A 26,132-nucleotide genomic window follows, 5' to 3' on the forward strand; every position below is an offset into this window, starting at 1 on the left:
GGCCGGGGGCCGGGGGCCGGGGACCGGGGCGGGCGGGGCCTCAGTCGGCGCCGGGCAGGCCGATCCACGTGCGGGCGAGGGTCTGGACGGCGGCGCCGTCCCGGTCGGCGAGCTTCTGCGCCAGGTACGCGGCGGCCCAGTCGTTGGTGGGGACGCGGAAGGCGGGGCGCTCGGCGCTCAGGGTCCGCACGACCACCTCGGCGACCTCCCGGGCCGGTTGCCCGGCCGCCTCCCAGCCCTGGCCGCCCACCCAGGCGAGGTAGTCGGCGAAGGTGGGCGCGTACGGGCCGGAGGCGGCCTGGATGGTGGTGCGGTCGATGTCCGGGAAGATCCCGAACCGGGTGTCCGGCACGAAGCCGGGGACGACGACGGAGACCCTTACGCCGTGCGCCCCGGCGACCGGGGCCAGGCTCTCCATGAACCCCTCGACAGCGAACTTGGCCGCGCAGTAAGCCTCGTTGAACGGCTGACCGACCACCCCGTGCACGCTGCCGACGGTGACCAACCGGCCGCCGGACGCGCGCAGCAGCGGCATCGCGGCCCGGCTCACCTCGACGACGCCGAAGAAGTTCACCTCCAGGTTGGCCCGCAGCGCCGCCGTCGTCGACATCTCCAGCGTCGGGTCGGAGTTGGAGACCCCGGCGTTGTTGACCACCGCGTCCAGCCGCCCGTACGTCCCGGCCACGCCGTCGAGGCAGGCGGCGACGGAGGCGGCGTCGGTGACGTCGAGCCGGCGGACGTCCAGGGCGACGCCTGCCCGGCCTGCCGCCTCCGAGAGCTCCCCGGCACGGTCCGGGTCGCGCAGGGTCGCGACCGCGGCGTACCCCGCGCGGGCCGCGGCGACGGCGGTGGCCAGGCCGATGCCGGAGGAGGTGCCGGTGATCAGCACGACGGGCCCGGTCATGACGCCGTCTCCGTCAGCTCGGGTGCGGCGTCGCCGGTGCCGCCCGCGTCCCCGGTGCCGCCGGTGCCGGCCGCGCCCCCCGCGTCCCCGGTCCGCTTCTTCTCCCGGGCGGCCGCGTCGAGCAACGGCTGGATGCCGAGCGCGGGAAGGAAGGAGCAGGCGGCCAGCAGGGTGCCGCCGGCCATCACCCAGCGTGCCGCGTCCCGGATCCCCAGCGGGTCGGTGAGCGCGGAGACGGCCAGGCCGCCGACCAGCGCGGCCAGCGGGATCACCCCCCAGGTGACGGTCCGGAACGCCGCGTGCATCACGCCCTGGTGCTCGGCGGACATCCGGGCCTGCCGGGTCGGGGCGCTGCACACGTTGATGCAGGACATGAAGAAGCCGTAGCAGCCCATCGTCACGGCGATCACCGGCCCCGGCGGCAGGGCCGGCGCGGCCAGCACGCCGAGCCCGACCAGGCAGTGCAGCAGCAGCGACCAGGCCAGGGTCCGGCCCAGGCCGAGCCGCTCGCTGATCCGCGGCGCGACCACGGCGCCGGCCAGCGCGCCGACGGCGCCGACCGACATGGCCGCACCGAAGACACCGACCGAGATGCCCAGCCCCCGGTAGGCGAGGACCGGCAGCACGGTGACGAAGATCGGCCCGCCCGCGTTGAGGGTGACGGCAGCCAGCACCACCCGGCGCAGCACCGGATCCGCCCAGTTCAGCCGGAAGCCGGCCGTCAGCCGCTCCCAGACCGTGCCCTCGACGACCGTCCGGCCGCCCCAGGGCTTCATGGAGCGGAAGCAGGCCGCGGAGACCAGGTAGCTGGCCGCGTCCACCAGCAGGGCGGCCACGCCGAGCGCGCTGTACAGACCGGCCGCGATCGAGGGACCGGCCACCTCGGAGACCGAACTGCTGCCCTCCAGCCGGGAGTAGGCGCGGACCATCCGGTCCTTCTCCACCACGGCGGGGACGGCGATCAGGTAGCCGACGTTGAAGAAGATGGTGGCGCCGCTGATCGCCGCCACGCAGCCGAACAGCAGCGCCGTGGACAGGAAGTCCAGCCAGTACGCCAGCGGGATCACCAGGACCGCCACCAGCCGGACCAGGTCGCAGACGAGCATCGTCCGGCGTTTGTCCCACCGGTCGACCAGCACACCGGCCACCGGCCCGAGCAGCGGGATGCCCAGGTACTGCGCCATCGCCACCACGCCGACCTGGAGCGCGGAGGCGTGCAGCACGAAGATCATCAGGGTGGGGACGACGAAGACGGTGATCCGGTCACCGACCACGCTGACCGTCTGGCCCGCCCAGAAGAGGTTGAAGCCGCGGCCCAGGCCGCCCGGCCGCTGCGGGCTCACGAGCCCTCCCGGACGGCGAAGGTGGCCGTCTTGCCGGTGCGGTCGTTGCTGACCAGCTCGTCGACCGGCCGGACCCGGAAGTTCTCCGGGTCGTGCTGGAAGGCGGTGCTGAGCGTGAACGTCGCGGAGAGGAGCTCGGCGCGCAGCCCCTCGGCGTCCACCGCCGCACCCGGGTCGGTCAGCAGCAGGACGTCCACGCCGGTGGCGCGCCCGCCGTTCTCGGTGATCACGACCTGGGCCCGGGAGACGCCCGGTTCCCGCTCCACCCGGGCGACCAGCTCGTCCACGTGCAGGCCGAGGCCGCGTACCTGGACCACGCTGTCCCGCCGCCCCAGGACCCGCATCGCCCGGCCCGGCCGGCCGCACGGGCACGCGGTCAACTCGCCCGCGTCGCCGGTGCGGTAGCGCAGTACGGGGTTGAGCATCTCCGGGTCGAGCGTGGTGAAGTCGAGCAGCCCGTCCGGGCCGGCGTGCACCAGCTGCGCGGGCAGCGGGTGGAAGGTGTCGGCCGGGCAGTCCGGGGTGTTGGTGCCGACCACCCAGGTCTCGGTGGAGCCGAACATGCCCCAGCGGCGGGCGTCCGGTGCGACGGCCGCCATGTCCTCCTCCAGCTGCGGCTGCCAGGCCTCGCCGAGCCAGAGCACCTTGCGCAGGGTGGGCAGCTTGATCCCGGCCGCGCGGGCGTGGGCGAACCAGAGCCGCAGCACGCTCGGCGTGCCGCCGATCGCGGTCACCCGGCGGTCCGCGAGGAAGGCCAGCCAGTCCGGGTACTCCTCCCGGGTGACCGAGCCGAGCGCGATGATCCGGCAGCCGGACAGGTCGGCGAGTCCGGCGGCGAGGAAGTGCGCGCCCCACATCCGCCCGGCGCCCCAGGCGTTGACGAAGACGTCCTCGCGGTCGAGCGGCTGCCAGTGCGCGTGGACGCCGGCCATGTAGAAGCCGGTGGGCGCGTAGCCGACCTTGGGGGCGCCGGTCGAGCCGCCGCTCTGGAACAGCCAGGTGGCGCCGGACTCGGAGCGCGGGTCCAGGTGGGCCAGGGCGGTGTTCAGGTCGTCCTTGACCAGCGGGGGCAGCGCGGCCAGCTCGTCCAGGGTGCGGACGCTGCCCGGGTGGTCCGCGTAGCGCGGTGCCAGCGCGGGGACGGTCCGCAGCCGGTCGAGGGTCCGGCCGGCGACGGTCAGGTGCGGCTCGGCCGCCTCGGGCGGCAGGGAGAACGCGGCGGTCATCGGGGGTCCGTTCGGGGGGTCGTGGTCGGCGTCGGCGTAGGTGTTGTGATCGGGGCCGTGGTGGCCGTGGTGGCCCTGCCGGTCGGGGCCGTGGCGTTGGCGAGCCACTTGGCGTGTGCGTCGCGGTAGGCGGTGAACCGGGCTCGGGTGACGTCCCGTTGCAGGGTGCGGCCCGGGTCGGACCAGTCCGGGGCGATCACCCCGTCCGGCTCCAGCTCGGAGAACCAGTACCGCTCGCCGTCGTACAGGAAGTCGACGCAGAAGAACGGGATCTGCAGTTTCTCGGCGAAGTACGCCGTGGCGGCCGCCAGTTCGTCCGGCACCGGTGGGAACTCCATTGCCCCGCCCCGGCTGGCGTTGGCCACCGGCGAGCCGGGCTCCGGGATCCGCTTCATCACCGCGTACGGCTCGCCGCCGACCACGTAGACCCGGTAGTCGACGGTGCCGTCGCCGAGGTACGGCTGGGCGACGAGCGTGGTGTCGCCGCCCTGGGCGAGGCTGGCCAGGCCCCGGATGTCCTCCGGACCGCGGGCCAGGTTGATCCCCCCGCCGCCGCACCAGCCGGCCGGCTTCACGATGGCCGGGTAGGTGAGGCCGCCCAGCGCCACCTCGTACAGGTGCTTGCTGATGTCCCGGCCGGTGCCGATCCGGACCGACGGGATCGCCGGCACGGGGGAGTCGGCGAAGTGCAGGACGGTGGCGACCTTGTCGTTGCCGATCAGCGAGACGTGCGGCGGGAACGGCAGGTAGAAGCCGGCCTGTTCGAGCACCGCGTACAGCGCGTACTGGTTGAAGACGTCCATCGACTGGTAGGGCAGCGAGTAGAGCGCGGTGATGAACAGGGTGTCCTGCGGGGTCACCGGCTCCTCGTCCACGTAGACCAGCGGACGGGCGGGGTCGGAGGCGTCCACGGTCACCGCGTCGGGCGAGTGCCGGCACCAGGTGAGGCCGAGCTCCTCGGCGATCTCCGCGTAGAGGTCCCAGAAGAAGTGGTGCCAGGTCGCGGACATCCGGCTCGACTCGCGGTCGGGGAAGATCCAGCACATCCGGCGCAGCGGGCCGGAGCCGTCCGCGGAACCGGGGGCGTGCGCGGGGCCTGCGGGGTGCACGGTGTCTGTGGGGTGTGCGGGGCCGGTGGGGTTCACCGTGCTCCTTCCGGGGTCGTCGGGTGCCCGGCGTGCCCGGCCCACCAGCGGCGGCCGGGCTCCGGGAGGGTGTCCACCGGGTCGTAGTACGGGTGGCGCCGGTCGAGCGGGTCGTCGCCGTCCGGGCCGCCCTCGCGGACCTCCAGCTCGGTGCGGTAGTTCTTGGTCCAGTACGAGATGCCGCGCTCGCGGTCGTACCCCACCGCCTGGTGCACCCAGCGCTTGCCGAGGTCCGGCACGTCGCAGACCAGGCGGGGGGTGGCGTAGCCGGGGAGGTAGCCCATGATCGCCTCCTGGAGCCGCTGCGCCTCGTGCACCGAGGTCCGCCAGTGCTCGGCGTTCGGGATCATGTCGCAGAGGTAGAAGTAGTACGGCAGGATGTTCGCCTCTCCCTGGAGGGCGAAGCAGAGGTCCAGCAGGTCGCCGGGGGTGGCGTTGACGCCGCGCATCAGCACGCCCTGGTTGCGGACGTCGCGGACGCCCGCGTCCAGCAGCCCCCGGGCCGCCTCGGCCACCAGCGGGGTCACCGACCGGACGTGGTTGGCGTGGGTGTGGACGGCCAGGTTCACCGCGCGGCGCGCGGCGACGGCGGCCACCCGGGCCACGCCCTCCCGGATCTGCGGCTGGAGCCAGTGCTGGGGCAGTCCCACCACCGCCTTGCTGGCGAGCCGGATGTCGCGGACCGACTCCAGTTCCAGCAGCCGCAGCAGGAACGACTCCAGCTGCGGCCAGGGCACGTTGGCGAGGTCGCCGCCGGAGACCACCACGTCGCGCACGGCCGGGGTGCGCTTGAGGTAGTCGAGCATCTGCTCCTGCCGGTGGGCGGGCCGGAGCACCAGCCGCTTCTTGGCGACCTGGGCCGTGGAGGTGCCGACCAGGTCCATCCGGGTGCAGTGCCCGCAGTACTGCGGGCAGGTGGAGACCAGCTCGGCCAGCACCTTGGTGGGGTAGCGGTGGGTCAGGCCCTCGACCACCCACATCTCGGCCTCGTGCAGCGAGTCGCGCTCGGCCCGGGGATGGCTGGGCCACCGGGGGTGCCGGTCGGAGCGGACCGGCAGCATGTACCGGCGGACCGGGTCGGCGAGGAACGCCTCGGTGAACGCCTCCGGCACGGTCGGGGCGCGCGGGGCCACGGTGTTGAGCATCTGCGGCGGGATCAGGAGTGGCATCGTCGCGAACTCGGCCTGGTCGGAGAGGAGTTCCTCGTAGAACCGGTCGGTCAGCAGGTCGCCGACGACGGCCCGCAGCTGCCGGACGTTCTTCACGCAGTGCGCCCGCTGCCACTGGGCGTCCCGCCACTGGCCCTCGGTGACGTCGCGCCAGCCCGGCAGTCTCCGCCAGTCCGGTTCGACCAGCGGGGTCCGGACGTACTGGTACGGCTGCCCCGTCACGGGGTGTGCGGGGGGTACGGGGCGGTCCATCCGGCACTACCGGCCGGTGAAGAGCGTCGCGAGGCGGGTCCGCAGCTCGCGCTTGAGCACCTTGCCGGTCGGCCCGAGCGGGAACTCCTCGGCGGTGCGCGCGATCCGGACGGCGGCGAGGGCGGACAGTCCGGCCCCGGCCAGCGCCTTGTTGGCGGCCTCCTGGACCTCCTCGGCGCCCACCTGACCGGCTTCGTGCTGCAACTGAACCACTGCGACGGGGAGTTGACCCTTCCCGGCGCCGCCGGGCACGCCGATCACCGAACAGTCCCGCACCAGCTCGGCGCAGTCGGCCAGCAGTACCTCCTCGATCGGCAGGCTGTAGACCGGCCCCGCCACGGTGTCGACGACGTCCACCGTGCGGTCGAGGTGGTAGAAGGAGCCGTCCGCGTCCCGCCGGGCGACGTCCCCGGTGAGCCAGTAGCCGTTCAGCTCGAAGCTGCCGGTCAGCCTGGCGTTGTTCCAGTAGCCGGGTGTCCGGGACGGCGTGACCACGCCGAGCAGCCCGACCGTGCCGTTCGGGACCTCGGCGCCGTCCTGGTCCAGCACGGCCGCCTTGAGCACCACTTCGAGCGGCTTGCCGACGCACCGGTCGTTGCGCGTGCTCTCCGGCGTCGTCACCTGGCCGAACAGCGCCATGCCCATCTCGGACGATCCCAGGCCGTCGACGAACTGCGAACCGGGCAGGGCGGGTTGCTCGGCCTTCTCGCTCGGCAGCAGCCAGGGCCGGATCAGCCCGGCGGGCCGTTCGCCCAGCCCGACCAGCCGGCGGATGTGCCCGTAGTGCGCGCTGTCGCCGGTGTTGAACCAGGAGTGGACCCGGGCTGCGCCCGCCACCGGCAGCTCCCCGGTGGCGAGTTCGACGAACGTGCGCGGGAAGGAGGCCACCATGGTCGGCAGGAACGCCTCCATCACCGGCTCCACCACCGCGCGCCGCCAGTCGGACATGACGACCGTCGGCAGACCGAGCAGGGTGGCGGTGAGGAAGTAGCTCAGCCCGCCGGCGTGGGTGTGCGGCATCAGCGACATCAGCCGGTCGTACGGCTCGGCGGGGAACCGGACCATCCGCGGCTGCTTGCCGTCCCAGAACTGGCGGTGCGCCAGCATGGTCGACTTGGGCGTGCCGGTGGTGCCGGAGGAGTGGATCAGCCCGACCACGTCGTCCGCCGCGTGCCGGTACGGGTACGCCTCGGGGAGTCCGCCGGACGCGGCGGCGTCGAAGGCCTGGATCTCGGCGGCGAGCGCGAGGAAGCGGGGCCGGCTCTGCGGGTCCCCACGGTAGGCGGCGGCCAGCCGGGTGGTGTCGTCGGCGACCACGCCGACCACGCCGACGTGGTGGAGGTAGCGGACCATCACGTCGTGCCGCATGGCGTCGTTGACCAGGGCCGGGACGGCGCCCAGCGCGGTGAGCGCGAGAAAGTGCAGCAGCGGCTCCAGACCCTCGCCGACCACCACGGCGACCGGCTCGCCCGGGCGCACGCCGTTGGCGTGGTACCAGGCGGCGTACCGGTCGCGCAGGGCGGCGAGGTCCAGCAGACTGTGGCCGCGCAGCACCACGGCGCCGCGGTGGTCGGTGTGGTGGCTGAACGCGAACGGGACCGCGCGGTTGGGGTTCACCGCGATGGCGTGTTCGAGGAAGTTGCCGGCCCCGAGCTCCGGCTCGGTCATCAGCCGCTCCCGGGCGGCGAGGGGCGCGACGGGGCTCTCGCCGGCGGGGTGGATGGAACTCTGGTCGCTCATGGCGTCTCCTGAGGGGGTGGCCCGCCGCGGTTCTTGTGGAACACACGGGGCGGGCCGACGGGGGGTGGGAGAACTGGTGCTCGACGGACGGGTTCGTGCGGTGGTGCGGGTCCTGTGCGCCGGTGGTGCGTTCGTCCGGTCGGGCTCTCCGCGGCAGGTGGTCCCCTCCGCCGGCGGGGTGGCGCGGCGGTGGTGCGGGGCGGAGCGGGGATCGCGGTGGTACGGGGAAGCGCGGCGGTGCGGGGTGGTCCGGGGTGGTGGGGTGGGTACGGGGCGGTTCGGGGTGGTCCGGGTGCGGCGGGCCGCGGCTCAGCGGTGGTCGCCGAGGATCTCCCCGACCACGCGGTGGCCGGAGCGGATCGCCCCCTCCATCAGCCCGAAGAACTCCGTACTGGTCTCGGTGCCGGCCCAGTGCACCCGGCCGTGCGGTGCGGTCAGTGCCGGGCCCTGCCCGAGCCAGTCGCCGGGACCGAACAGCGCGGCGTAACAGCCCCTGCTGTAGGGCTCGTTCACCCAGTCGGTGACATGGAACCCGATCGGCTCCGGGAGCATCGGGAAGAGCCGGGCGGCCTGCGCGACCGCGATGGCCCGCTGCTGCTCCGGGTTGCGCGCGGCGAACCGGTGCGCCTCGGCGCCGGTCACGAAACCGGTCAGGACCCCGACCCCGTCGGCCGTCGGCGAGTCGTCGACGGTCGAGAGCAGCGGGCCTTCCGCGTTGACCGACCACCCGGAGAGTCCGTGGTCGCGCCAACCGGGCGACGGATAGACCAGGTTGACCTTCACCGCGCAGCCGCGCCCGGTACGCGCGCCGGCTCGGGGTCCGGGCGGGGCGGGCCGGTGGTCGAGGCCGTCGGCCAGCACCGGGGGCAGCGCGACCACCGCCGCGTCCGCCCGGTGGACGCCCCGCCCGGTGCGGACGGTGACCCCGTCGGCGTCCTGGTGGACCGCCACGGCGGGTTCGCCGAGCCGCAGCCGCGCGTCCGGTCGCTCGGACAGCCGTTCGGCGAGCCGCTCGCACAGCAGGTGGGCGCCGCCCGCGACGCGGTCCTGCTGGGCGCCGCCCTCGAAGGCGTTGAGATAGCGCAGACCGCCGCCCGACCGGAGGTAGAAGGCCATGTGCAGGACGGAGAGTTCGGCCGGGTCGGCGGCCATCATCTCGCCGAGGAAGAGCGGGAAGAAGAGCCGGGCGTCCGGGTGGGTCAGGTGCCGGTCGGCCCACTCGGCCGCGGTGAGGGTGTCCAGGCGCTCCGCGTCGGGGGTGAGCCACGGCGCGTCGGGCCTCACCGCTGCGGCGAGTTCGGCCAGCCGGTCGAAGAGGTCGCCGAGTGCCACGGCGTTGAGGGGTGGGAATCGCCCGTCGCGGGTGGCGTGTTCGGGTCCGCCGAGCGCGAAGCGGCTGGCGCCGAGCATCGTGGTCGGCGTGGTGTCGAGGCCCGACTCCTTGAGCAGGGCGAGGAGTTCGGTGTGCCGGTCGCCCAGGTAGGCGGCGCCGGCGTCGACCCAGGAACCCGGGGCCACCTCGTGGCCGTGGATCCGGCCGCCGACCCGCTCGCGTGCTTCGAGCACGGTGACCTCGACCCCGCGGGACGCGAGCCCGTTCGCGGCGGTCAGGCCGGCGAGGCCGGCGCCGACGACGACGGCGGAGCGGACGCCCGCCGGGCCGGAGCCCTGCGGGGCGTCGTGCTGTCTCCCGGAGTCCTGGGGGGCTTCGTCCTGCCCGGCGGCGGTGTCCCGGCCGCTCATCCCGCTGCCGCGATCAGCTCGGCGAGGCCCTCGGGGGTGGGTGCGAGCACGAAGTCCTCGAAGGACAGCTCGACGCCGTACGTCCGGGCGACCGCGCTCAGTACGCGGGTGGCGATGAGCGAGTCACCGCCGAGGAGGAAGAAGTCCGAGTCCGCGGCGACGTCGGTGGTCTCCAGGACGCGGCGGAAGATCGCCACCACGTCCTCGGCGTCGGCGGAGGTGGTGTCAACGCTCATCGAGGCTCTCCTTTTCATGGACCGGCAGGTGCCGCCTGTCGGCGCACCTGGTGGGGTGTCGGTGAGGGGCCCGGCGAGGGGCCTCGGGACGGGTCCTGCCCGGGGATCTGCCCGGGGCCCGCCCCGCGTGCGGGGTGTGTCCGTGTGCGGGGGTGCGCCTGGGTGCCCGCGGTTCTGCGGGCCCGCCCGCCGGCGCGTCGGCGCGTCTAGTGCGGGGAAGGCGTCGCGCGTGCCGCCCGGAGCGGCTGCGCCGGGTACACCGGATGCGGTGGATGCGCCGGGGCGGCCGAGTGGCGGCGGTGGGAGCCCGCCCGGTCGACCTTGCCGCTGGCGGTGAGCACCAGCTCGGGCACGACGGTGATCCGGCTGGGCACGAGGTGGCCTGGAACCCGACTGCTCAGGTAGGCCCGGACGTCGGCGCCCAGCGTCCCCGCCACCGCTCCGGCGCGCGGCACCAGGTACGCGACCAGGGCGGACCGGCCGGCCACCGTCGCCCCGGCCACCGCCACCGCGCTCACCCCCGGGTGGCCGGCGATGTGCGCCTCGACCTCGGCCGGGTCGACCCGGATGCCGCGCACCTTGATCTCGCCGTCCAGCCGGCCCCGGTGGGTGAGCACGCCGTCCGGCGCGCGGCTCACCCGGTCGCCGGTGCGGAACCAGCGCTCGCCGTCGACGACGGTGAACCGGGCCGCAGTGGCCTCCGGCAGCCCGTGGTAGCCCGCCGCGACGGCCGGGCCGCCGATGACCAACTCACCCTCCGCGCTGATCTGTTCGACGACGTGCGGCAGTGCCCGCCCGATCGGCGCGGGCTCGCCGGCCGTCCAGTCCGGGCCGGACGAGGGTGCTCCTGGTCCGTGCAGGTCGACGGCGTGGGTGATCAGCGTGGTCTCGGTGCAGCCGTAGGTGTTGAGCAGGCGGATCCGCCCGGTGTCGAGGCGGCTCCAGTCGGCGAGCCTGGCCGGGTTGGCCGCCTCGCCGCCGATGACCAGCAGCCGGACCGAGTCGGGCAGGCCGGCCTGCTCCTCGGTGAGGTGGAGGACCAGTTCGTGCCAGAACGCGGTGGGCAGGTCGAGGACGGTGATCCGCTCGCGCCCGACCATCCGCAGGAACCGGGGGAACGACCCCGAGTGCGCCTCGTCGTCGAGGACGAGGGCGGCGCCGGTGGTGAGCGCCGGGAGGATCTCCTCGAAACAGGTGTCCCAGTTCAGCGACGCGAACTGCAGCACCCGGTCGTCGGCCGTGAGGCCGAACAGTCCGCGCAGCGCGTGCACGGTGGCGGAGATCGCCCGGCGGGGCGTCACGACGGGTTTCGGCTGCCCGGTCGAACCCGACGTGAAGAGGAGGTAGGCCGGCTGCTCGGGGTCGGCCGGTCGCGGCCGTTCGGGCGGCGACGGAGCCGGCGGACGCGGGGGACCCGCCGGCGCTGCGGGCCCCGACCGACCGCGCGGATCCGCCTGAGCCGCCTGATCGGCCTGATCGGCCTGACCCGGCGCGGCTGCGTCGGGTGCGGCTAATCGCGGCAGGTCGACGATCTCCGGCCCCGACGGCCCCGACGGCCCGGACGACCCCGGCGACCCCGACGGCCCGGATCGGGCGTCGGGGTCGGTGACCGGCGCCGCGAGCCCGGTGCGACACCCCACCGCCGACAGCATCGCCTGTTGGCGCTGCGGCGGAAAGGCCGGATCGACCGGGCAGTACACGCCGCCGGCCGCGAGCACACCGAGCAGTCCGACGACCGTCTCCGGCGCATGGACCGCCGGGACGGCGACCACACCGGGCCCGGCCCCCAGCCGGACGGCCAAACTGCTTGCCAACTCGTCGAGTTGGCGATAACTAAGGACGCGTCCGTGGTGGACGATCGCCGGCCGTTCGGGAAATCGCCCGACGGTTTCCGTGAACGCGTCAATCAGGTCGGAAGTGGCCCCGTTGATGTTGCGGTTATTTGTCATGCCCGCCCCAAAGAATGCCGTGCGAGCACTTGTCGGTGCTCGGCGGAGCGGGACTCTACCTTCGAACATGCGTGGCCACAATGCTTGTTGAGGATGTCGCTTCAAGGATGTGTGGTTGACATGTGAACGTGACGCGGTCCACCTGGGCGGGTTGCTGGGGTCCGAGTGGCTTCGAGTGGTAGTCGTCCGGATGCGGGGAGTGTTCGGCGCTCCGGCGGTGGAACGCTCCAGTGCGCACACGATCCGAACCGCCCTCCGTTTCGCGTGGGGTGCCCGGTCCGGATTCCTGATGGATCGTCAAAAGCATGGTCCGTACAGGAACATGTCGGGTGTTCCGGCCGGTCGTGGCCGGGGGGACGGGGTTGCGGCCCCGCCGCGGCCGAAGGTCCGGGGAAAATCCGGCACGGGTGCTGGATTTCACGGAAGAACGCCGACGGACCGTCGGGCGGGCGGCTGTCGGCGGCGAGCGGTGTCCCAGACCTCGCTCGACCCGAAGTGGACGTCGTACCGGTCCTGCAAGGGCGTCAGCCGGTCGAACGGCTGACGCCCCCAGGCCGCTTCCGCGAGTTCGCGGAAGTACCCGAAGCGCTCGACCCCCGGCGACGCGACGACCAGGAGGTCGGTCGGGCTGCCGGCCGCCGCCCCGAAGGCGTGCGGCAGCAGCGTCGGTACCGACACCACCCCGCCCGCGGCCACGGTCACCAGGGAGTCGCCGAGCAGGAACTCCGCCACGCCGTCGAGGACGTAGAACAGCTCCCAGGACACCGCGTGGTGGTGCGGCCGGGCGCCGTCGGCCCCGACGCCGAGCGTCAGCCGGTTGGCGCCGTACGAACCGCCGGTCGCGTCCGCGTCGACCAGCAGGCCGAACGCGCCGCCCGCCGGCAGCGCGAGGCGCTCCGCCTCCTGCGACCGGACGACCAGGGCGCGTGGTTGATCCGCGGTCATGGCTCTCCCCTCTCCCCTCGGGACCACGTGTACGGCACCATTCGACCCGGGGAGCGACCACCGGACCAGAAGCAGTCGGAGCGGGCGGTGATCACCGATCGAGATGAGTGGGGGTCCGCGCATGGAGCTCAGGCAACTGCAGTACTTCGTCGCCGTGGCCGAGGAGGGCGGGTTCGGCCGGGCCGCCGAACGGCTGACCATCGTGCAGTCCGCCGTGAGCCAGCAGGTCCGCCGCCTGGAGCGCGAACTCGGGGTGGTGCTCCTCGACCGGTCCACCCGGGGGACCCGCCTGTCCGCCGCCGGTGAGCGCCTCCTCCCCCAGGCCCGCGCCGCACTCGCCGCCGCCGAGCAGGTCCGGCGCACGGCGGCCGGCATCCGCGCGGGAGTCGACGGCGTCCTCCGCCTCGGCGCCGTCCAGACCCCGGGGACCCGCCTGGACGACGCCCTGGCGCGGCTCGCCGACCGCGCGCCCGGCCTCCGGGTGCGACTGCGGCAGGGCCCGCCCGCCGAGCGGCTGGAGGCCCTGCGGACGGGCGGGCTGGACGCCGCCCTGTTCCGCGCGGTCACCGCGCTCCCGGACCTCGACCTGGTCCCCGTCTGGCGCGACCCCCTCCACGTCGCGCTCCCGGCGGACCACCCCCTGGCGGCCGAGGACGAGCTCCGCCTCGACCGGCTCGCCCACCTGCCCCTGCGGCTCGCCGCCCGCGACCGCAACCCCGCCTTCCACGCCCTCGTCACCGACGCCTGCCGCGGAGCCGGCATCGACCCGCCGCCCGGCGAACCCTTCACCACCCTCCGCGAGACCCTCGCCGAGATCGGCTCCGCCACCACCCCCTCCTGGACCGTCTTCTACGAGGTCAACGGCCTCCCCGACCTCCCCCGGGTGGCCGTCCGCCGGCTGGCCGGGCCGACCGTCACCACCTCCCTCGCCCGCCCGGCCGGTCGCCCCGCGCCGGCCCTCCGCCATCTCCTCCACGCCCTCGGCGCGCCCCGCGCAGCCCACGCGCCCCACCCGTGATCCCGGCGGGCACCGCCGGGGCGTTCCCGGGCCGCGGCGGCCGGCGGTCCCCGCGCGCCGTCGGCGCAGGCCCGTCCGCACCGTCGGCCCGGACGTGACCCGGATCACGTCCGGGAGAAAACCCGCAGGCCCGACGGGGCGTCTAGTAGGTGTGAAACGGGTTGGGGCGGCGGCGCCGCAGGAACTGGACGAGGAACACCTCCTACGACGGGTGGCCCGGGGCGACCGGGCCGCCTTCGAGGAGCTGTACCGGCGCACGTCGCCGTGGCTGGCCGTGCGGTTGAACCGCCGCTGCACGGATCAGCAGATCGTCGCCGAGGTCATGCAGGAGACGTACCTGGCGGTGTGGCGCGCGGCGGGCTCCTTCGCCGGGAGCCGGACCGGAGGGACGGCCGTCGGCTGGCTGTGGACGATCGCGGCCCGCCGCCTCGTCGACGCGTTCCGGCGCAGGGCCCACCACGCGGAGCCCCCGCCCGCCGCGGCCCCGCACCCCGTGGCGCCCGCGGCCGAGGAGGAGGCCCTGGTGGCCACCGTCGGCGGCGACGTCGGGGACGCGCTGCGGCGCCTCGCACCGGAACTCCGGGAGGTACTGCAGGCCATGGTGCTCGACGGGCTGTCCGTCCGGGAGACCGCCGTCGTCCTCGGACTGCCCGAGGGAACGGTCAAGACCCGCGCCCGCCGGGCCCGGATCGCGATGCGGGAGGCACTGGGATGAACGTGGAACACGCGTCGGCACGACTGATCGACGGATACGCGCGCGGCGACACGGACCTCGTCGCGGACGAGGTGTGGGCCCTGGAGGCCCACCTGGAGGGGTGCCGCCCCTGCCGCGACCGGCTGTCGGCCGCCGTCCCCGCCGCCGCACCTGCCCTGGCGGCGCTGGCCGACACCGTCTGGTCCGATCTCGAACACCAGCTGGCGACGACCGCCCCGCCGGCCCCGCGCCGGCGCCGGGCGCGGCTGTCGGCCTGGACGACGCCCGCCATGACGCCGTGGCTGGCCATGGTCGTGGCCGTGACGCTGCTCGCCCTGCTGCTGGACCTGGCGGGCCCCGGCTCAGGACAGGTGTCCCTGATGCTGCTGCTCGCCCCCGTCCTGCCCGTGTGCGGTGTCGCGGCCTCGTGGTCGCGCGGCCTCGACCCGGCGTACGAGCTGACGGCCTCCACCCCGAGGGCGGGGCTGCAACTGGTGCTGCGGCGCACCGCCTCCGTGCTCGTCGTGGTGATCCCCGCGCTGCTGGCGGGCGGATGGGTGACGGGGGTGACGGCCGCCCAGTGGCTGCTGCCCTGCCTGGCCTTCACCTCGATGACCCTGGCGCTCGGCGGGATGATCGGGGTGACCCGCGCCGCCGTCGTCCTGGTGGCCGCGTGGGCCGCGGTCGTGGTGGCACCGACCCTGGCCACCAGCCGGACGGCCTTCGCCCTGCGGACGGACGGCCTGCCCGTGTGGGGGCTGATCCTCCTGCTGGGCGTCGGCGTCGTCCTCGCCCGCAGGGGCGCCTACACCGTGCTGGGCGCCCACCGGTGAACGTTCGCGAGACGCCCCGCCCCCGAGCCACGCCCCATCCCCGAGCCACCCCGAACCCCCCGAACCCCCGAGCCACCCCGCACCCCCGAGAGACGAGGAACGCACGATGCCCGCAGTGAGCAGGGCCGACATCGCCCCCACGGCCTACGCCTGGGAGATCCGGGCGACCGGACTGAAGGTCAGGGTCGGCAGGAAGCGGATGGCCGTCGACGGGCTCGACCTGTCGCTGGGCACCGGCGTCCACGGACTCCTCGGTCCCAACGGGGCCGGCAAGACTACGCTCATCCGGGCCCTGGCCACCGTGCTGCGCCCCACCGGGGGCGCACTGGAGCTGCTCGGGGAGCCCGCGGGCGGACCGGGCGAGCACCGCGCGCTGCGCCGCCGGATCGGCTACCTTCCGCAGGAGTTCGGCTACTACAAGCGCTTCACCGTGCGCGAGTTCGTCGAGTACATGGCCTGGTTGAAGGAGGTGCCGACGGCGGACATCCCCGCGGCGGTGCAGCGGGCCGTGGAACGGGTCGGCCTGGCCGACCGCGCGGACGAGCGGATGAAGGCCCTGTCGGGCGGGATGGTACGGCGGGCCGGCATCGCCCAGGCGATCGTCAACGACCCCTCGATCCTGCTGCTCGACGAGCCGACGGTCGGTCTGGACCCGGCGCAGCGGCTCCGCTTCCGCGGGCTGCTCCAGGAGCTGGGGACGGACACCTGCGTGGTCGTCTCGACCCACCTGGTGGAGGACGTGGCCGCGGCCTGCACCGACGTGGTGCTCTTCGCCGAGGGGCGGCTGGTCTTCCAGGGCACCCCGGACGAGCTGGCCGCGGCCGGCGGCCCGGAACACGTGGGAGACAGCCCGCTGGAGCGCGGCTACTCGGCCCTGCTCGTCGACCCCGCACGCACGAGGGGCGCCTGGTGAACCTCCGTATCCTCCGCATCGAGCTGCGGCGTTCCGTCGCCCCGTGGGCCGGCGCCGTCGTGGTGGCGTTCGCCCTCGCGTTCCTGCACCTCGTGCCCGGAGCGTGGTCGAGGGGCACCACGCTGTGGACGGCCCAGTGGACCTCGATGGCCCTGTGGACCCGGTTCCTGCTGCTGTTCCTGTGGCCGCTAGCGGTGGGTCTCGGGGCGCTCCAGGGGCTGCGCGACCACCGCTCGAAGATGGCCGAACTGCTGGCCAGCACCCCGAGACCCGCACGGCACCGCGCGGCCGCCCTGGCGGGCACGACGGCGCTCGCGCTGGTCTCGGCCTTCGGGCTCGTCCTCCTCGTGGGTGCGGTGCGGGTGCTCGCCGGAGACGCCGCGTACACCCACTTCGGCTGGCTGCCGGTCTCGCTGGTGGGGGCGCTCGCGCTGGTCGCGGGGGCCGTCCTGGGCATGGGGGTCGGACGGGCGCTGCCCTCCGTCCTCACGCCGCCCGCACTGGCCGTGGGCGCCTTCGTGGCCGTCAGCCTCCTGCGGCAGACCACGGACGCCGCGGTGCCGTCGTCCGCCGCGCCGAACCGCCTCGCGCTGCTGTCGCCGGCGGTGTCCGAGGTACGCCAGACGGTCTTCACGCTGTCCGCGTCCGTGCACCTCGGACAGACGCTCTGGCTGCTCGGCCTGGCCGCGACGGGCTTCGCGCTGCTGGCCGCCGCCGGCCCGCGCGCCCGGTTGCTCGCCCTCACCCCGCTGCTGGCGGGCGGCGCCGTCGCCCTGCTCCTGCTGCCGGCCGACCCCCGCGCCACGTACGTCGTCGACCGGGCCGCGGTGACGCAGGTCTGCGACGGCCCGGTGTGCGTGACGGCGGCCAGGCAGGCACGGCTCGCCGGTATGGCCGGTCCCGGCCGGGAGGCGCTGCGCCTGCTGCGCGGGGCCCTGGGCGAAGCGGCGCCCGTGACCGTCCGTGAGACCACCGTCCCGAGGGAGCTCCTCGGTGAGGCGGAACGGTCGCGCGACGCCCTGCTCGTCGACTTCGGCGACGAGGTGTTCGGGGGTGCGTCGGGCGAGCGGCTCACCCGGGCCCTGACGGGCCAGGGCCTGGTGCCGCTGTGCCACGCCCGGAGCTCCGCCGAGAGCGGCACGCTGGAGGAGGCCGTCGCCCAGAGCGTCGCGGCGGCCTGGGTCCTCGGAGGGGAGCTCCGGCCCCTCGACGGGACCATGTACACCCTGAAGGACTGGAACGCCATGGCCCGCCCGGTGTGGGAGGAGCTCACCGCGCTGCCCGGGCCGGAGCAGCGGCAGCGGATCGGCGCCCTGCACGCCGCCGCGGTCTCCTGCACGGACTTCCCGTTCGCCGCACTGACCGCCGGCAGGGTCCAGTGAGGTGGCTGACGCTGTACGCGCGCTCGCGGCGGGTACCGGCCGCCCTCGCCGTGGTGGCGGTCGGCGCGGTGGCGGTGTGGACGCTCGCCCGGCTGGGCGGCGGGCTGCCCGGGGACCCCCTGCCGTCCACGCTCGTCCTCGCCGCCGGGGCGACGGCGTTCTCGGCCGGCCTCGCCGGACAGGACCACGCGTTGGACCGGACGGCCGCGATCCGCTGGTGGCCGCGCCGGGCGGCGCACGTCCTGCTCTGCGGGGTCGTCGTCGGCGCGGTGGTGCCGGCGGTGCAGGTGGTGAGCGGGCAGCCGGCCGCCCCGGCCCTCGTCGTGCGCAACATCGCGGGGCTGATGGGGCTCGTGGCGGTCGGGGCGGCCTGCTGGGGGGCGCAGTTCGCGTGGGTCCTGCCGTTCGTGTGGCTGTCGTTCGCGTTCGTCCTCCCGCCCGCGACGGACCCGGCGACGCAGGTCCTGACCTGGATGCTGCTCCCGCCCGGCACGGCCGCCGGTACCTGGACGGCCCTCACCCTGGCCGCCGTCGGCACCACCGCCTACGCCACCACCGGCCCCCGCCGCTGACCACCCCCCGGACCCCACCCGGCCACCGCACCGAGGGATCGACGAGTCGCCGTCTCGTCGATCCCTCGGACACCCGTCGAACGACCGGGGACAGCCGGGTGTGCAGCTCTCCGCAGCAGGTGGCTGTCGCATCGTCGGCGCGGAGGGTTGCGACGACCACTCGACACGCGACCGCGCTGCTGCCGGAGGACTGTCCTCTCGACCGCGAGGGAAGGCACCTGGACATGAGTGAGGTCCTGACCGAGTGGGCGTGGCGGCTCACCGAAGCGGAACTGTCCGTGGTGCTGCCCCGTCGCTGGGCGCATTCGAAAGGCGTCGCTGCACGGGCCGCCGGTCTCGCCAGTGTGCTGGGCGACAGCGCCGATGTGGTCCACGCATCGGCGCTACTGCATGACATCGGCTATGCACCGAGACTGGCGATGACCCATTTCCACCCGCTCGACGGTGCCCGGTTCCTCCGAGACGTCCACGGGGTGGATGATCGGCTGACCCGATTGGTGGCGAACCACTCGTTCGCGCTGATCGAAGCCGAGGAGCGGGGACTCCGCGACGTTCTGGAGACGGAGTTCCCGCTGCTGGACGACCGGCGGCCGGTGGATGCGCTGGTCTACTGCGACATGACGACGACGCCCGACGGGGCCCTGACGACCGCCGGAGAACGAGTGGCGGAGATCGTGGGGCGCTACGGGGCGGACAGCGTGGTGGGGCGGTTCATCCGTCGGGCAGCACCGCCGATCTTCGCGGCGGTGGCGCGGGTGGAGGCCGCGCTGGCCGCTCAGCCGAGGTAGGGGTAGGTGCCGGCGAGGTAGTCGCCGATCTGTCGGCGCATGCTGGGGTGGATGTCGTACCGGTCGAGGTCGGCGGGCCGAATCCATCGGACGTCGTCGGCCTCGTCGTTGATCGTGGGCTCGCCGCCGACGGGCCGGCCGATGTACGCGTTCTCGTACTGCTGGCGGATCTCGCCGTCGGTGTACGCGACGATGTGGTGCGGGTTGCTGTAGACGCCCAGGAATCCGGTCACCTCGGCGATCACGCCGGTCTCCTCCAGGCATTCGCGCACGGCGCACTGGGCAGCGGTCTCGCCGATGTCCTGCGCCCCGCCGGGCAGGGCCCACTGGCCGGTGTCACGTCGGCGCTGCATCAGGATGGCGCCGTTGTGGTCGGCCACGAGCAGGTTGCTCGCAGGAACGAGGGTGTTGGCCTTGGGGGCGTCGGGGTCGTCGAGATACTCAGTCCTGCCCATGTGCGGTGTTCCCCTCCGATACGGGTGTCCAGGGTTTCGCGCCGTCCCAGACGGCTTCGAAGCTCTGAGCGTAGTTGTCGAACCATCCTGTGGAGTCGACCCTCCTGAGGTGGAGCAGAGGGTTGGCACTCGCGGGCTGGCCCCACACGTGCGGATTGACCAGGAGGTCACCGTCGTAGCGGAACAGCGAGTTGTAGAGCGTGGTGTCGTGGAGGCGCACCTCGCAGCCGGCCCTGTCCGGCAGGATCCGGTAGTAGGTGAGCGAGGCACGGATCTTCGCGGCGAGCGCGTCACCGATACCCTCCTCACGCCCCCGGACAACGGCCGCCCTGCCAGCCGGATCTCCGAAGCACAGACGGACGCGAACACCGGCCGAGGCCCGTTCCGCAAGCATCCTGGCGACGTGCGGGTTGGTCTGTGCGAAGAACGTCCCGGAGAACACGAGCACGTCGATCTGGGTCTCGGCCTCCCGCAGCAACGACAACCACATCTCCCGTGGCACGCTCGCTCGGTTGACGTAGGTGCCGACCAGCTCGGTGCCGGCCGCGAGCGGCCTGCCCGCCAGTGGCGCCGGTGCGGGCCAGAGGAAGGTCTCCTCCACTCGTAGGTGCTGGGCGGCCGCGAAGCGGTGTCGCGGGTGCGGCACTCGTCCGCCGATCCAGCGGCCCACGGTCTTGGGGTCCACCTCGCACGCGGCGGCGAGCAACTCGGGAGAGACGCCGCGCTGAGCGAGTACGGAGCGAAGTCGCTCGTTCACGGAAACCATATAAGCCGAGGCAGGCGTCGGCTTGCAAGGAGGTAGGGGGACACCTCATGGGCTCACGGATCGGCAGGGTGCCTACGCTGGCGCCATGCCGCTGATCATCCTCTGGGACATCGACCACACGCTCATCGAGAACGCGGGGGTCAGCAAGGAGATCTACGCGGCCGCCTTCGCCGCCCTGGCGGGGTATCCACCGAACCATGCGGCCCGGACCGAAGGCCGAACCGACCGCCTGATCATGCGTGAGATGTTCCGCCGCAACGATCGGCCGGAGCCCGACTGGCCGACAGTCCAGACGGCCCTCGAAGTGGCGGGGATCGAGCGGTTCGACGACCTCCGCCGACGCGGCACGGCTCTCCCGGGCGTCCGGGCAGCACTCGAAGCGGCAGCCGACCGGCCCGGCTGGGTCTCTTCGGTACTGACCGGCAACATTGCGGCCAACGCGCGGGTGAAGCTCGCGGCCTTCGGCCTCGACGACCTGCTGGATCTGGCCGTCGGAGCCTACGGGGCCGATGCCGTTCAGCGCCGTGAGCTGGTGGCCGTCGCGCGAGAACGTGCTCGCCGACACCGCGGCCTGCCTGTTGACGTACCAGTGGTCCTGGTGGGGGACACTCCTCGTGATGTCGAGGCGGCGCTCACCTCCGAGGCCGGGGTCATCGCCGTGGCCACGGGTGTCGACAGCCAAGCCGACCTGATTGCGGCGGGCGCGAGCACCGTGCTGCCGGACCTCTCCGACACCCCGGCTCTTCTGAAACTCCTGCGGTCATTCGCGTCCGACTGAGAACGTCCCAAGACGTCCCCGAGCCGTCCCGGTACGCGGTGCCGCCATCCCGGAACCCTTCGCCACCATCAGGTCACCAGCCGAGCGACCGGCCGAGGGAGACTCGTATGATCGGCGAAGTGACCGGGATCCAGCGGATCCGAATGCTCTACCTGCAGTTGTTGTACCGCTGCAACTTCGAGTGCCTGCACTGCTTCCACGGCGAGCGGCTCAAACACGCGGACGCGTTCTCGTCAGAGGAGGCCATCGAGCTCCTCACCCTCATGCGTGACCGGTACGGCACCGAGGCCGTCACCCTGCTCGGTGGCGAGCCGTTCATCTACAAGGCCCTGCCGCAGGTCGTCCGCCATGCCAAACAGGAACTCGGTCTGCAGGTCCAGATTTGCACCAACGGCTACCGCATCGAGCGCCGGCTCGCGGAGATCGCCCCCTACCTCGACCTGCTGAGGGTGTCGTTGGAGGGCATCGGCGCGACCAACGACCACGTCCGCAGGTTCGGCAGCTACCAGGGCGCGCTGAGCGCGCTCGACCTGGCGCGGGAGCTCGGTGTCGCCACCGGGGCCACCATGACGGTGACCGCCCGCAACATCGACGAGGTGGTCCCGCTGGCTCGTACCCTCCAGGACTTCGGGGCCCGACAACTGAAGCTCCACTGCATGCGCCCGGTCGGCAACGCGGCCGACCACCCCGAGCTGCTCGTGACCGAGCCCGCCGCGTACGCCCGCCTGCGCGAACGGCTGAAGGGCGCGAAGCTCTCGATCGAGGTGATCGTTGACGAGGACCTGTCCGAGGACGGTGCCCCGGACATCTGCGCTCACATCGACGGACCGCGAGAGATCGAGCGGATCGAGGCCGACCCGCGCGGTGCGCTCACCATGTCCTGCAAGGCCGTCGGCAAGGACTCGCATGCTTTCTGGTACGACAAGCTCGCCGGTCACATCGTCCACCGGCCCTCCGCGACCGACGAACTCACCCTCGCCGTTCCGGACGTGGTGTACGCCCGTGTCTGACCGTCCGCTGTTCGAGAGCCTCGAAGGGCTGCGCGGCACCGGCAAATCGACCGTCGCACCGATGCTCGCCGCAGCCCGCGAAGCCGTTCTCGTCCCCACCGTGCCGGTCTTCTACCAGCCACTGCGGCGCGAGATCGACATGCGGGACAACATCGAAGCCCGGATGAGCTTCTACCTCTCCGCACTCTTCACCGCCGTCGACGAGATACGGCACCACCTCGCCGCCGACGTCCCGGTCGTCGTGGAGAGCTACTTCGCCCGGTGCCTGGCCAACCATCGAGCCCTGGGCGCGAATCTCGGCGTCATACTGCCACCGGATCTCCCCCAACCTGTCACCTACCAGCTGTTCTGCACGGAGGACGAGCGCCAACGCCGCCTCGCCGGGCGGCACAAGCCGATCTCCCGGTGGGACGCCCTCGGTGAGGACGTGGTCGAGCGGATCACCACCGCCTACGCGCAGTTCCCGATGCGCCGGGTGGACACCACGGGCCTCGAACCGGAGCAGGTAGTCCAGTCCATCCTCGCCATCGACGCGGAAGGATCCCACTGCCGTGCAGACACGGAGCCTTTGGGAGCACACCCTCACCTTCTTCCCCCAGTTCCTCGCCGCGCTGAAGGAGCACGCGCCCCGTGACGCCACCGTCGCGGTCATCGGCGCGAGCGACGGCAAGTTCGTCCTTCCACTGGCAGCCGCCGGCTACCGCGTCATCGCGGTCGAACGCGACCCGCTCGCCCTTCACGGCGGAGAAGTGCACCTGCCCGGCACCGCACACGCCCACGCGACGGGGCTGATCGACCGTCTCAGGCTCGAAGACCTGTATGACCGGGTCCAGGTCGTGGAGCAGGACTTCCTCGGCTCCGAGCCGCTCGACAGGCTCTGCGACGCGGTTTGGACCAGCTGCTCCTGGCACTACAGCGTCAACCACCGCCGCCCGCTCGCCGAGTTCGTCGCCCGCATGCAGCTCCTGGTGCGCGCCGATGGTCTGTTCGGCGCGGAGTTCATGATGCCGGTGGAGGCGCGCCACCATCTGGTCGACCACTACACATCGCCCGAGAAGCTCAGCCGCCACTTCACCGGCGCCTGGAACGTTCTGCTGACGCTGCGGACTGCGGAGTTCACCGAGCGGGCCCACCACGGCCGGCTCCAGGACCATACCCACCGGATGGGACTGCTCCTCGCAGCCCGCACGTCGGACCACCCTCACCCGCACGGGAAGAAGAACGCATGAAGCACGAGTACGAGGCCAAGTTCCTCGCTGTCGACGTGGCCGACCTCCAGGCGCGACTGACAGTACTGGGAGCCGTCCAGGCTTTCCCCCGCACCCTGCTCACCAGGAAGATCTTCGAGAGCGATGCCCTCGACGGCGGTGCTTGGGTCCGTCTGCGCGACGAGGGTACCCGATCCACGTTGACGCTCAAGCAGGTCACCGACGCCACCACGATCGACGGCACCACCGAGATCGAGACCGAGGTGGCCGATCTGCAGTCCATGGCCGAGATCCTCCGCAGCCTCGGTCTGCGGGAGGTCCGCTACCAGGAGAACTATCGAGAGGAGTGGCGTCTGGGTGAGGTCGCCTTCGACTTCGACACCTGGCCCGACCTCGCCACCTTCGTGGAGATCGAGGGCCCCGACGAGGCATCCGTCCGCCAGGCTGCGTCGCTGCTCGAACTCGATTATGCCGAGGCCCGGTTCGGCAGCGTCGACGAGATCTACAAGAGCGAGGCCGGCCGCGACATCCTCGCCGAACCCGCCCTCCTGTTCGACAACGGCCATCAGCGGGAGGGATCCGGTAGCCACGGAACTCCCGCGACCTGAACGGGGGGCGAGCTGCCCCTCGTCGATCGGCCGTTCCGGCTCGTGTCCACCCGGCCACCGCACCGCCCCCGCCCCCGTCATCGAGCGGGGGCGGGGGCGGGGGCCGTCCGGGGTGGGTCAGTGGAGCCAGGGGCGGGTGCGGACGGCGGGGAGGGCGGTCCAGCGGTGGCCGAGGCCCCAGGTGGTGCCGGTGCCGGTGACGGCGAGGACGGCGAGGAGCAGGGCGTAGACGAGGTGGTAGTCGATCAGCGGGTTGCTGGAGCCGCTGGCGGTGCCGTCGGCGAGGTGGCGGGCGGGCGGCCACTCGGCGGCCCACATCAGGGCGAGGAGGGCGGTGCCGCCCACGGCGGCGATCCGGAGCCCGATCCCGCCGAGGAGGGCGAGGCCGAGGCCGAGCAGGCTCGCCATGAACAGCCAGTCGACCCAGGTCTGACCGGCCATGGCGTGGAAGGTGCCGCGCAGCGGGCCGGCGGCGACGTGGCCGAGGAAACCCTCGGTCGGGGAGGCGCCGTCGAGCCAGGCACGCCCCGCGGCGGTGCCGTAGCCGAGGCCGAAGGTCTTGTCGAGGAAGGCCCAGAGGAAGACGGCGCCGAGGGCGATGCGGGCGGTGGCGAGGGTGGCGGCGGTCGCGAACGGGGCCCGGCTGGTGGCACCGCCCTCCGGGCGGCCGGTGCGGCGGGGCGTCAGGGGCGTGGGGGCAGGGGTGTGCTGGGTGGCCATGACGGCTCTCCTCGGTGGGGTGGCGCGCCGAGCGGCTGCGCCGAAGTGCCCTGGTGGGGTGACGTGGTGGGGCGGTGGTCCGTGTGTGCCGCCGCCGGGTGCGGGGCGGGCGGCGGGGTGCCAAGGGGCGCGGTGCGGTGGCGCTGCGGTGCGTCGGTGCAGGGTGGCGCACGCGGCGGCCGGGTCACGGCCGGTGGGTCGGGCGGTGCTGTGGAGCTCCGGCCCGGGCGTCTGCCGACAGCTTGCACCGGGGGTGCCGGGAGGGTCTGCGGGCCGTTGGTCCCTGATGTCGGGACAAGGGTCCCGAGGGCGCCCGGCGCCACAGCGTGGGCGGTCAGCGAGGTGGAGGGTCGGGCCCGACCGGGAGCGGTGCCGGGCCGCCGCGCCGGCTCGCCCAACGCCCCTCCGGGCAGGCGGCGTTGGCCTTGGGCGCCGAGGCGGGCGCCGTCGCCTGGGGCGCAGGAGGGCAGCCGGATCCGACCGGTGCGGCGGTGGCCTCGGTTCACCCCTGCGACCGCACGACACGACAGTGGGTATCAGCCCTCCTCCTGGCCACCTGCGGACCACCTGACCTGCGGAGATGAGCAGAACCCCTGTTATTGTGCGCCAATGTCAACGATCAAACAGTTCCAAGTGACCTTCGACTGTGCGGAGCCTGTGCGCCTCGCCGCCTTCTGGTGCGAGGTGCTGGGGTACGTCATGCCGGCGGTCCCGGAGGGCTTCGCCACGTGGGAGGAGTGCTACCGCTCGCTGCCGCCCGAGGATGCGGTCTACTTCGCGTGCACTGATCCCGCGGGTGTGGCTCCGCGCCTGCTCTTCCAGCGGGTTCCCGAAGGCAAGGTCGTCAAGAACCGGGTGCATCTCGATGTGCGGGCCGGCGTCGGGCTCGTGGGTGACGAGCGCCTGGCCACACTCGAGGCCGAGTGCGCACGGCTGATGGTGCTCGGCGCGAGGCACGTGCTGACGCAGCGCGCCGATGGCGTCAACGAGTCGTGCATCACGATGCAGGACATCGAGGGCAACGAGTTCTGCCTCGCCTGATTTCTCCTCCGAGACTGCGAGGTGGGGAGCCCTCTCCCGGGGACCTTTCAGGTCCCGCATGCGGCGGGAGTCATCCCGTGAGAGCGAGGTTGTGCGGGCGGGCAACGCCGTGCATCGCGTGGCGCACACCGTCGCCTCTCGGGCGGCGGTCGCGCAGGATCTTCCAGGTCTTCATCCGGGCGAAGGCGTGCTCGACGCGGGCGCGAACCCGTTCGTGGTCGTGTTCGGCCTGCCAGTCAGTCAGTTCGCCGCCTCTGGGACGGCGGTGCGGGACGGCGAGGCCGGTTCCGGGGCAGTCGCCGTCGGCGATCGTGGTTGTCCGGCCGACGGCGGCTTTGGCCCCGGATTCCTCCCCTGCCCTGCAGTCGTCGCGGTTGCCGGGCAGGGGTCGGCCCACCACCACGACCAGGCGGGTGGTCCGGGACGGTCCGGGGAGTGGATGCGCCGCCGAACGCCGCCGCCCGCAGGAGCCGGTGAAGGGTCTCGGCGGCGGACGGAGCGTCCCGGGCCCCCGTCCGCCGCCGAACCGCGACGAGGTGACGGTTCGTCAACTCCAGCTGGAGTGCAGCGGCTTGCCCTCGGCGTAGCCGGCGGCGCTCTGGATGCCGACGACGGCCTTGTCGTGGAACTCCTCCAGGGAGGCCGCGCCCGCGTAGGTGCAGGAGCTGCGCACGCCGGCCACGATCGAGTCGAT

Annotated in this window: 26 protein-coding genes and 2 pseudogenes; 13 read left to right on the plus strand and 15 right to left on the minus strand. The window is 73.3% G+C overall.

Translation table 11 applies throughout. From position 1 onward, the window contains the following. Window positions 1–40 precede the first annotated feature (40 nt). The 10 genes from PUR61_RS10645 to PUR61_RS10690 all read right to left on the minus strand — a co-directional run bounded on the left by PUR61_RS10645 (window position 41) and on the right by PUR61_RS10690 (window position 12,652). Window positions 41–904, minus strand: a complete 864-nt coding sequence (locus PUR61_RS10645) for an SDR family NAD(P)-dependent oxidoreductase (RefSeq protein WP_329878162.1) — start codon at window positions 902–904, stop codon at window positions 41–43. Then, complete coding sequence (locus PUR61_RS10650) at window positions 901–2,247, minus strand: MFS transporter (protein ID WP_329878164.1); 1,347 nt, start codon at window positions 2,245–2,247, stop codon at window positions 901–903. The genes PUR61_RS10645 and PUR61_RS10650 overlap by 4 nt, the downstream gene beginning before the upstream one ends. After that, entirely contained in the window at window positions 2,244–3,473 is a 1,230-nt protein-coding gene (locus PUR61_RS10655) for a phenylacetate--CoA ligase family protein (protein WP_329878166.1), read from the minus strand. The genes PUR61_RS10650 and PUR61_RS10655 overlap by 4 nt, the downstream gene beginning before the upstream one ends. Beyond that, a complete protein-coding gene (locus PUR61_RS10660; protein WP_329878168.1) occupies window positions 3,470–4,618 on the minus strand; it encodes an ATP-grasp domain-containing protein in 1,149 nt (382 codons plus the stop codon). The genes PUR61_RS10655 and PUR61_RS10660 overlap by 4 nt, the downstream gene beginning before the upstream one ends. Beyond that, complete coding sequence (locus tag PUR61_RS10665; RefSeq protein ID WP_329878169.1) at window positions 4,615–6,009, minus strand: KamA family radical SAM protein; 1,395 nt, start codon at window positions 6,007–6,009, stop codon at window positions 4,615–4,617. Before PUR61_RS10665 ends, PUR61_RS10660 begins: the two co-directional genes overlap by 4 nt. Before the next feature lie 36 nt (window positions 6,010–6,045). After that, window positions 6,046–7,779, minus strand: a complete 1,734-nt coding sequence (locus PUR61_RS10670) for a class I adenylate-forming enzyme family protein (protein ID WP_329878170.1) — start codon at window positions 7,777–7,779, stop codon at window positions 6,046–6,048. Window positions 7,780–8,088: 309 nt separating this feature from the next. Further along, window positions 8,089–9,522 carry a flavin monoamine oxidase family protein gene (locus PUR61_RS10675; protein ID WP_329878172.1) on the minus strand — a complete coding sequence of 478 codons (1,434 nt, stop codon included), beginning with the start codon at window positions 9,520–9,522 and terminating at the stop codon, window positions 8,089–8,091. Continuing rightward, window positions 9,519–9,758 carry a phosphopantetheine-binding protein gene (locus PUR61_RS10680; protein ID WP_329878174.1) on the minus strand — a complete coding sequence of 80 codons (240 nt, stop codon included), beginning with the start codon at window positions 9,756–9,758 and terminating at the stop codon, window positions 9,519–9,521. The genes PUR61_RS10675 and PUR61_RS10680 overlap by 4 nt, the downstream gene beginning before the upstream one ends. 206 nt (window positions 9,759–9,964) lie before the next feature. Then, window positions 9,965–11,776 (minus strand): AMP-binding protein, encoded by a 1,812-nt coding sequence (locus tag PUR61_RS10685; RefSeq protein WP_329878176.1) that lies wholly within the window; start codon window positions 11,774–11,776, stop codon window positions 9,965–9,967. 348 nt (window positions 11,777–12,124) lie between these two features. Next, window positions 12,125–12,652, minus strand: a complete 528-nt coding sequence (locus PUR61_RS10690) for a cupin domain-containing protein (protein ID WP_329878178.1) — start codon at window positions 12,650–12,652, stop codon at window positions 12,125–12,127. A gap of 121 nt (window positions 12,653–12,773) precedes the next feature. On the opposite strand from PUR61_RS10690, the gene PUR61_RS10695 reads away from it, so the two are divergent. From PUR61_RS10695 to PUR61_RS10725, 7 genes are all read left to right on the plus strand, one after another. Then, window positions 12,774–13,670: a LysR substrate-binding domain-containing protein gene (locus PUR61_RS10695; RefSeq protein ID WP_329878180.1), complete on the plus strand. Its 897-nt coding sequence runs from the start codon at window positions 12,774–12,776 to the stop codon at window positions 13,668–13,670. Between the two features lie 151 nt (window positions 13,671–13,821). After that, the gene (locus PUR61_RS10700) at window positions 13,822–14,385 is read left to right on the plus strand and encodes an RNA polymerase sigma factor (RefSeq protein WP_380361220.1); all 564 of its coding nucleotides are present in this window, start codon (window positions 13,822–13,824) and stop codon (window positions 14,383–14,385) included. Continuing rightward, entirely contained in the window at window positions 14,382–15,197 is an 816-nt protein-coding gene (locus tag PUR61_RS10705) for a zf-HC2 domain-containing protein (protein WP_329878182.1), read from the plus strand. Before PUR61_RS10700 ends, PUR61_RS10705 begins: the two co-directional genes overlap by 4 nt. A 106-nt stretch (window positions 15,198–15,303) precedes the next feature. Continuing rightward, window positions 15,304–16,110 (plus strand): ABC transporter ATP-binding protein, encoded by an 807-nt coding sequence (locus tag PUR61_RS10710; protein WP_329878184.1) that lies wholly within the window; start codon window positions 15,304–15,306, stop codon window positions 16,108–16,110. Beyond that, window positions 16,107–17,492, plus strand: a complete 1,386-nt coding sequence (locus tag PUR61_RS10715) for a hypothetical protein (protein WP_329878186.1) — start codon at window positions 16,107–16,109, stop codon at window positions 17,490–17,492. Before PUR61_RS10710 ends, PUR61_RS10715 begins: the two co-directional genes overlap by 4 nt. Next, window positions 17,489–18,064 carry a hypothetical protein gene (locus tag PUR61_RS10720; protein ID WP_329878188.1) on the plus strand — a complete coding sequence of 192 codons (576 nt, stop codon included), beginning with the start codon at window positions 17,489–17,491 and terminating at the stop codon, window positions 18,062–18,064. Before PUR61_RS10715 ends, PUR61_RS10720 begins: the two co-directional genes overlap by 4 nt. A gap of 224 nt (window positions 18,065–18,288) precedes the next feature. Continuing rightward, window positions 18,289–18,852 (plus strand): HD domain-containing protein, encoded by a 564-nt coding sequence (locus PUR61_RS10725; RefSeq protein WP_329878190.1) that lies wholly within the window; start codon window positions 18,289–18,291, stop codon window positions 18,850–18,852. On the opposite strand, the gene PUR61_RS10730 is transcribed toward PUR61_RS10725, so the two are convergent. Together PUR61_RS10730 and PUR61_RS10735 are read right to left on the minus strand one after the other, a co-directional pair. Continuing rightward, complete coding sequence (locus PUR61_RS10730; RefSeq protein ID WP_329878192.1) at window positions 18,840–19,307, minus strand: NUDIX hydrolase; 468 nt, start codon at window positions 19,305–19,307, stop codon at window positions 18,840–18,842. The two genes, PUR61_RS10725 and PUR61_RS10730, sit on opposite strands and share 13 nt — an antisense overlap. Beyond that, window positions 19,294–20,064, minus strand: coding sequence for an XRE family transcriptional regulator (locus PUR61_RS10735; protein WP_329878194.1), 771 nt, complete (start codon window positions 20,062–20,064; stop codon window positions 19,294–19,296). Before PUR61_RS10735 ends, PUR61_RS10730 begins: the two co-directional genes overlap by 14 nt. 94 nt (window positions 20,065–20,158) lie before the next feature. Between PUR61_RS10735 and PUR61_RS10740 the strand changes: the two genes are divergently transcribed. The 5 genes from PUR61_RS10740 (at window position 20,159) to PUR61_RS10760 (ending at window position 23,677) form a co-directional block, all read left to right on the plus strand. Next, entirely contained in the window at window positions 20,159–20,851 is a 693-nt protein-coding gene (locus tag PUR61_RS10740) for an HAD family hydrolase (RefSeq protein WP_329878196.1), read from the plus strand. 107 nt (window positions 20,852–20,958) lie between these two features. Further along, entirely contained in the window at window positions 20,959–21,861 is a 903-nt protein-coding gene (locus tag PUR61_RS10745; protein WP_329878198.1) for a radical SAM protein, read from the plus strand. Continuing rightward, complete coding sequence (locus PUR61_RS10750; RefSeq protein WP_329878200.1) at window positions 21,854–22,495, plus strand: hypothetical protein; 642 nt, start codon at window positions 21,854–21,856, stop codon at window positions 22,493–22,495. The genes PUR61_RS10745 and PUR61_RS10750 overlap by 8 nt, the downstream gene beginning before the upstream one ends. Continuing rightward, window positions 22,413–23,090, plus strand: coding sequence for an SAM-dependent methyltransferase (locus tag PUR61_RS10755; protein WP_329878202.1), 678 nt, complete (start codon window positions 22,413–22,415; stop codon window positions 23,088–23,090). The genes PUR61_RS10750 and PUR61_RS10755 overlap by 83 nt, the downstream gene beginning before the upstream one ends. Further along, the gene (locus PUR61_RS10760; protein ID WP_329878204.1) at window positions 23,087–23,677 is read left to right on the plus strand and encodes a class IV adenylate cyclase; all 591 of its coding nucleotides are present in this window, start codon (window positions 23,087–23,089) and stop codon (window positions 23,675–23,677) included. The genes PUR61_RS10755 and PUR61_RS10760 overlap by 4 nt, the downstream gene beginning before the upstream one ends. 117 nt (window positions 23,678–23,794) lie before the next feature. Here the strand turns inward: PUR61_RS10760 and PUR61_RS10765 are convergent, their stop codons facing one another. Continuing rightward, window positions 23,795–24,397: a hypothetical protein gene (locus PUR61_RS10765; protein ID WP_329878206.1), complete on the minus strand. Its 603-nt coding sequence runs from the start codon at window positions 24,395–24,397 to the stop codon at window positions 23,795–23,797. Between the two features lie 609 nt (window positions 24,398–25,006). On the opposite strand from PUR61_RS10765, the gene PUR61_RS10770 reads away from it, so the two are divergent. Beyond that, a complete protein-coding gene (locus tag PUR61_RS10770) occupies window positions 25,007–25,438 on the plus strand; it encodes a VOC family protein (RefSeq protein ID WP_329878208.1) in 432 nt (143 codons plus the stop codon). A gap of 70 nt (window positions 25,439–25,508) precedes the next feature. Here the strand turns inward: PUR61_RS10770 and PUR61_RS10775 are convergent. Next, window positions 25,509–25,853, minus strand: a pseudogene (locus PUR61_RS10775) (transposase family protein); the annotation flags it as partial. Between the two features lie 132 nt (window positions 25,854–25,985). After that, a pseudogene (locus tag PUR61_RS10780) lies at window positions 25,986–26,132 on the minus strand (GuaB1 family IMP dehydrogenase-related protein); the annotation flags it as partial.

The organism is Streptomyces sp. BE20, from assembly GCF_036322525.1.
GTDB lineage: Bacteria > Actinomycetota > Actinomycetes > Streptomycetales > Streptomycetaceae > Kitasatospora.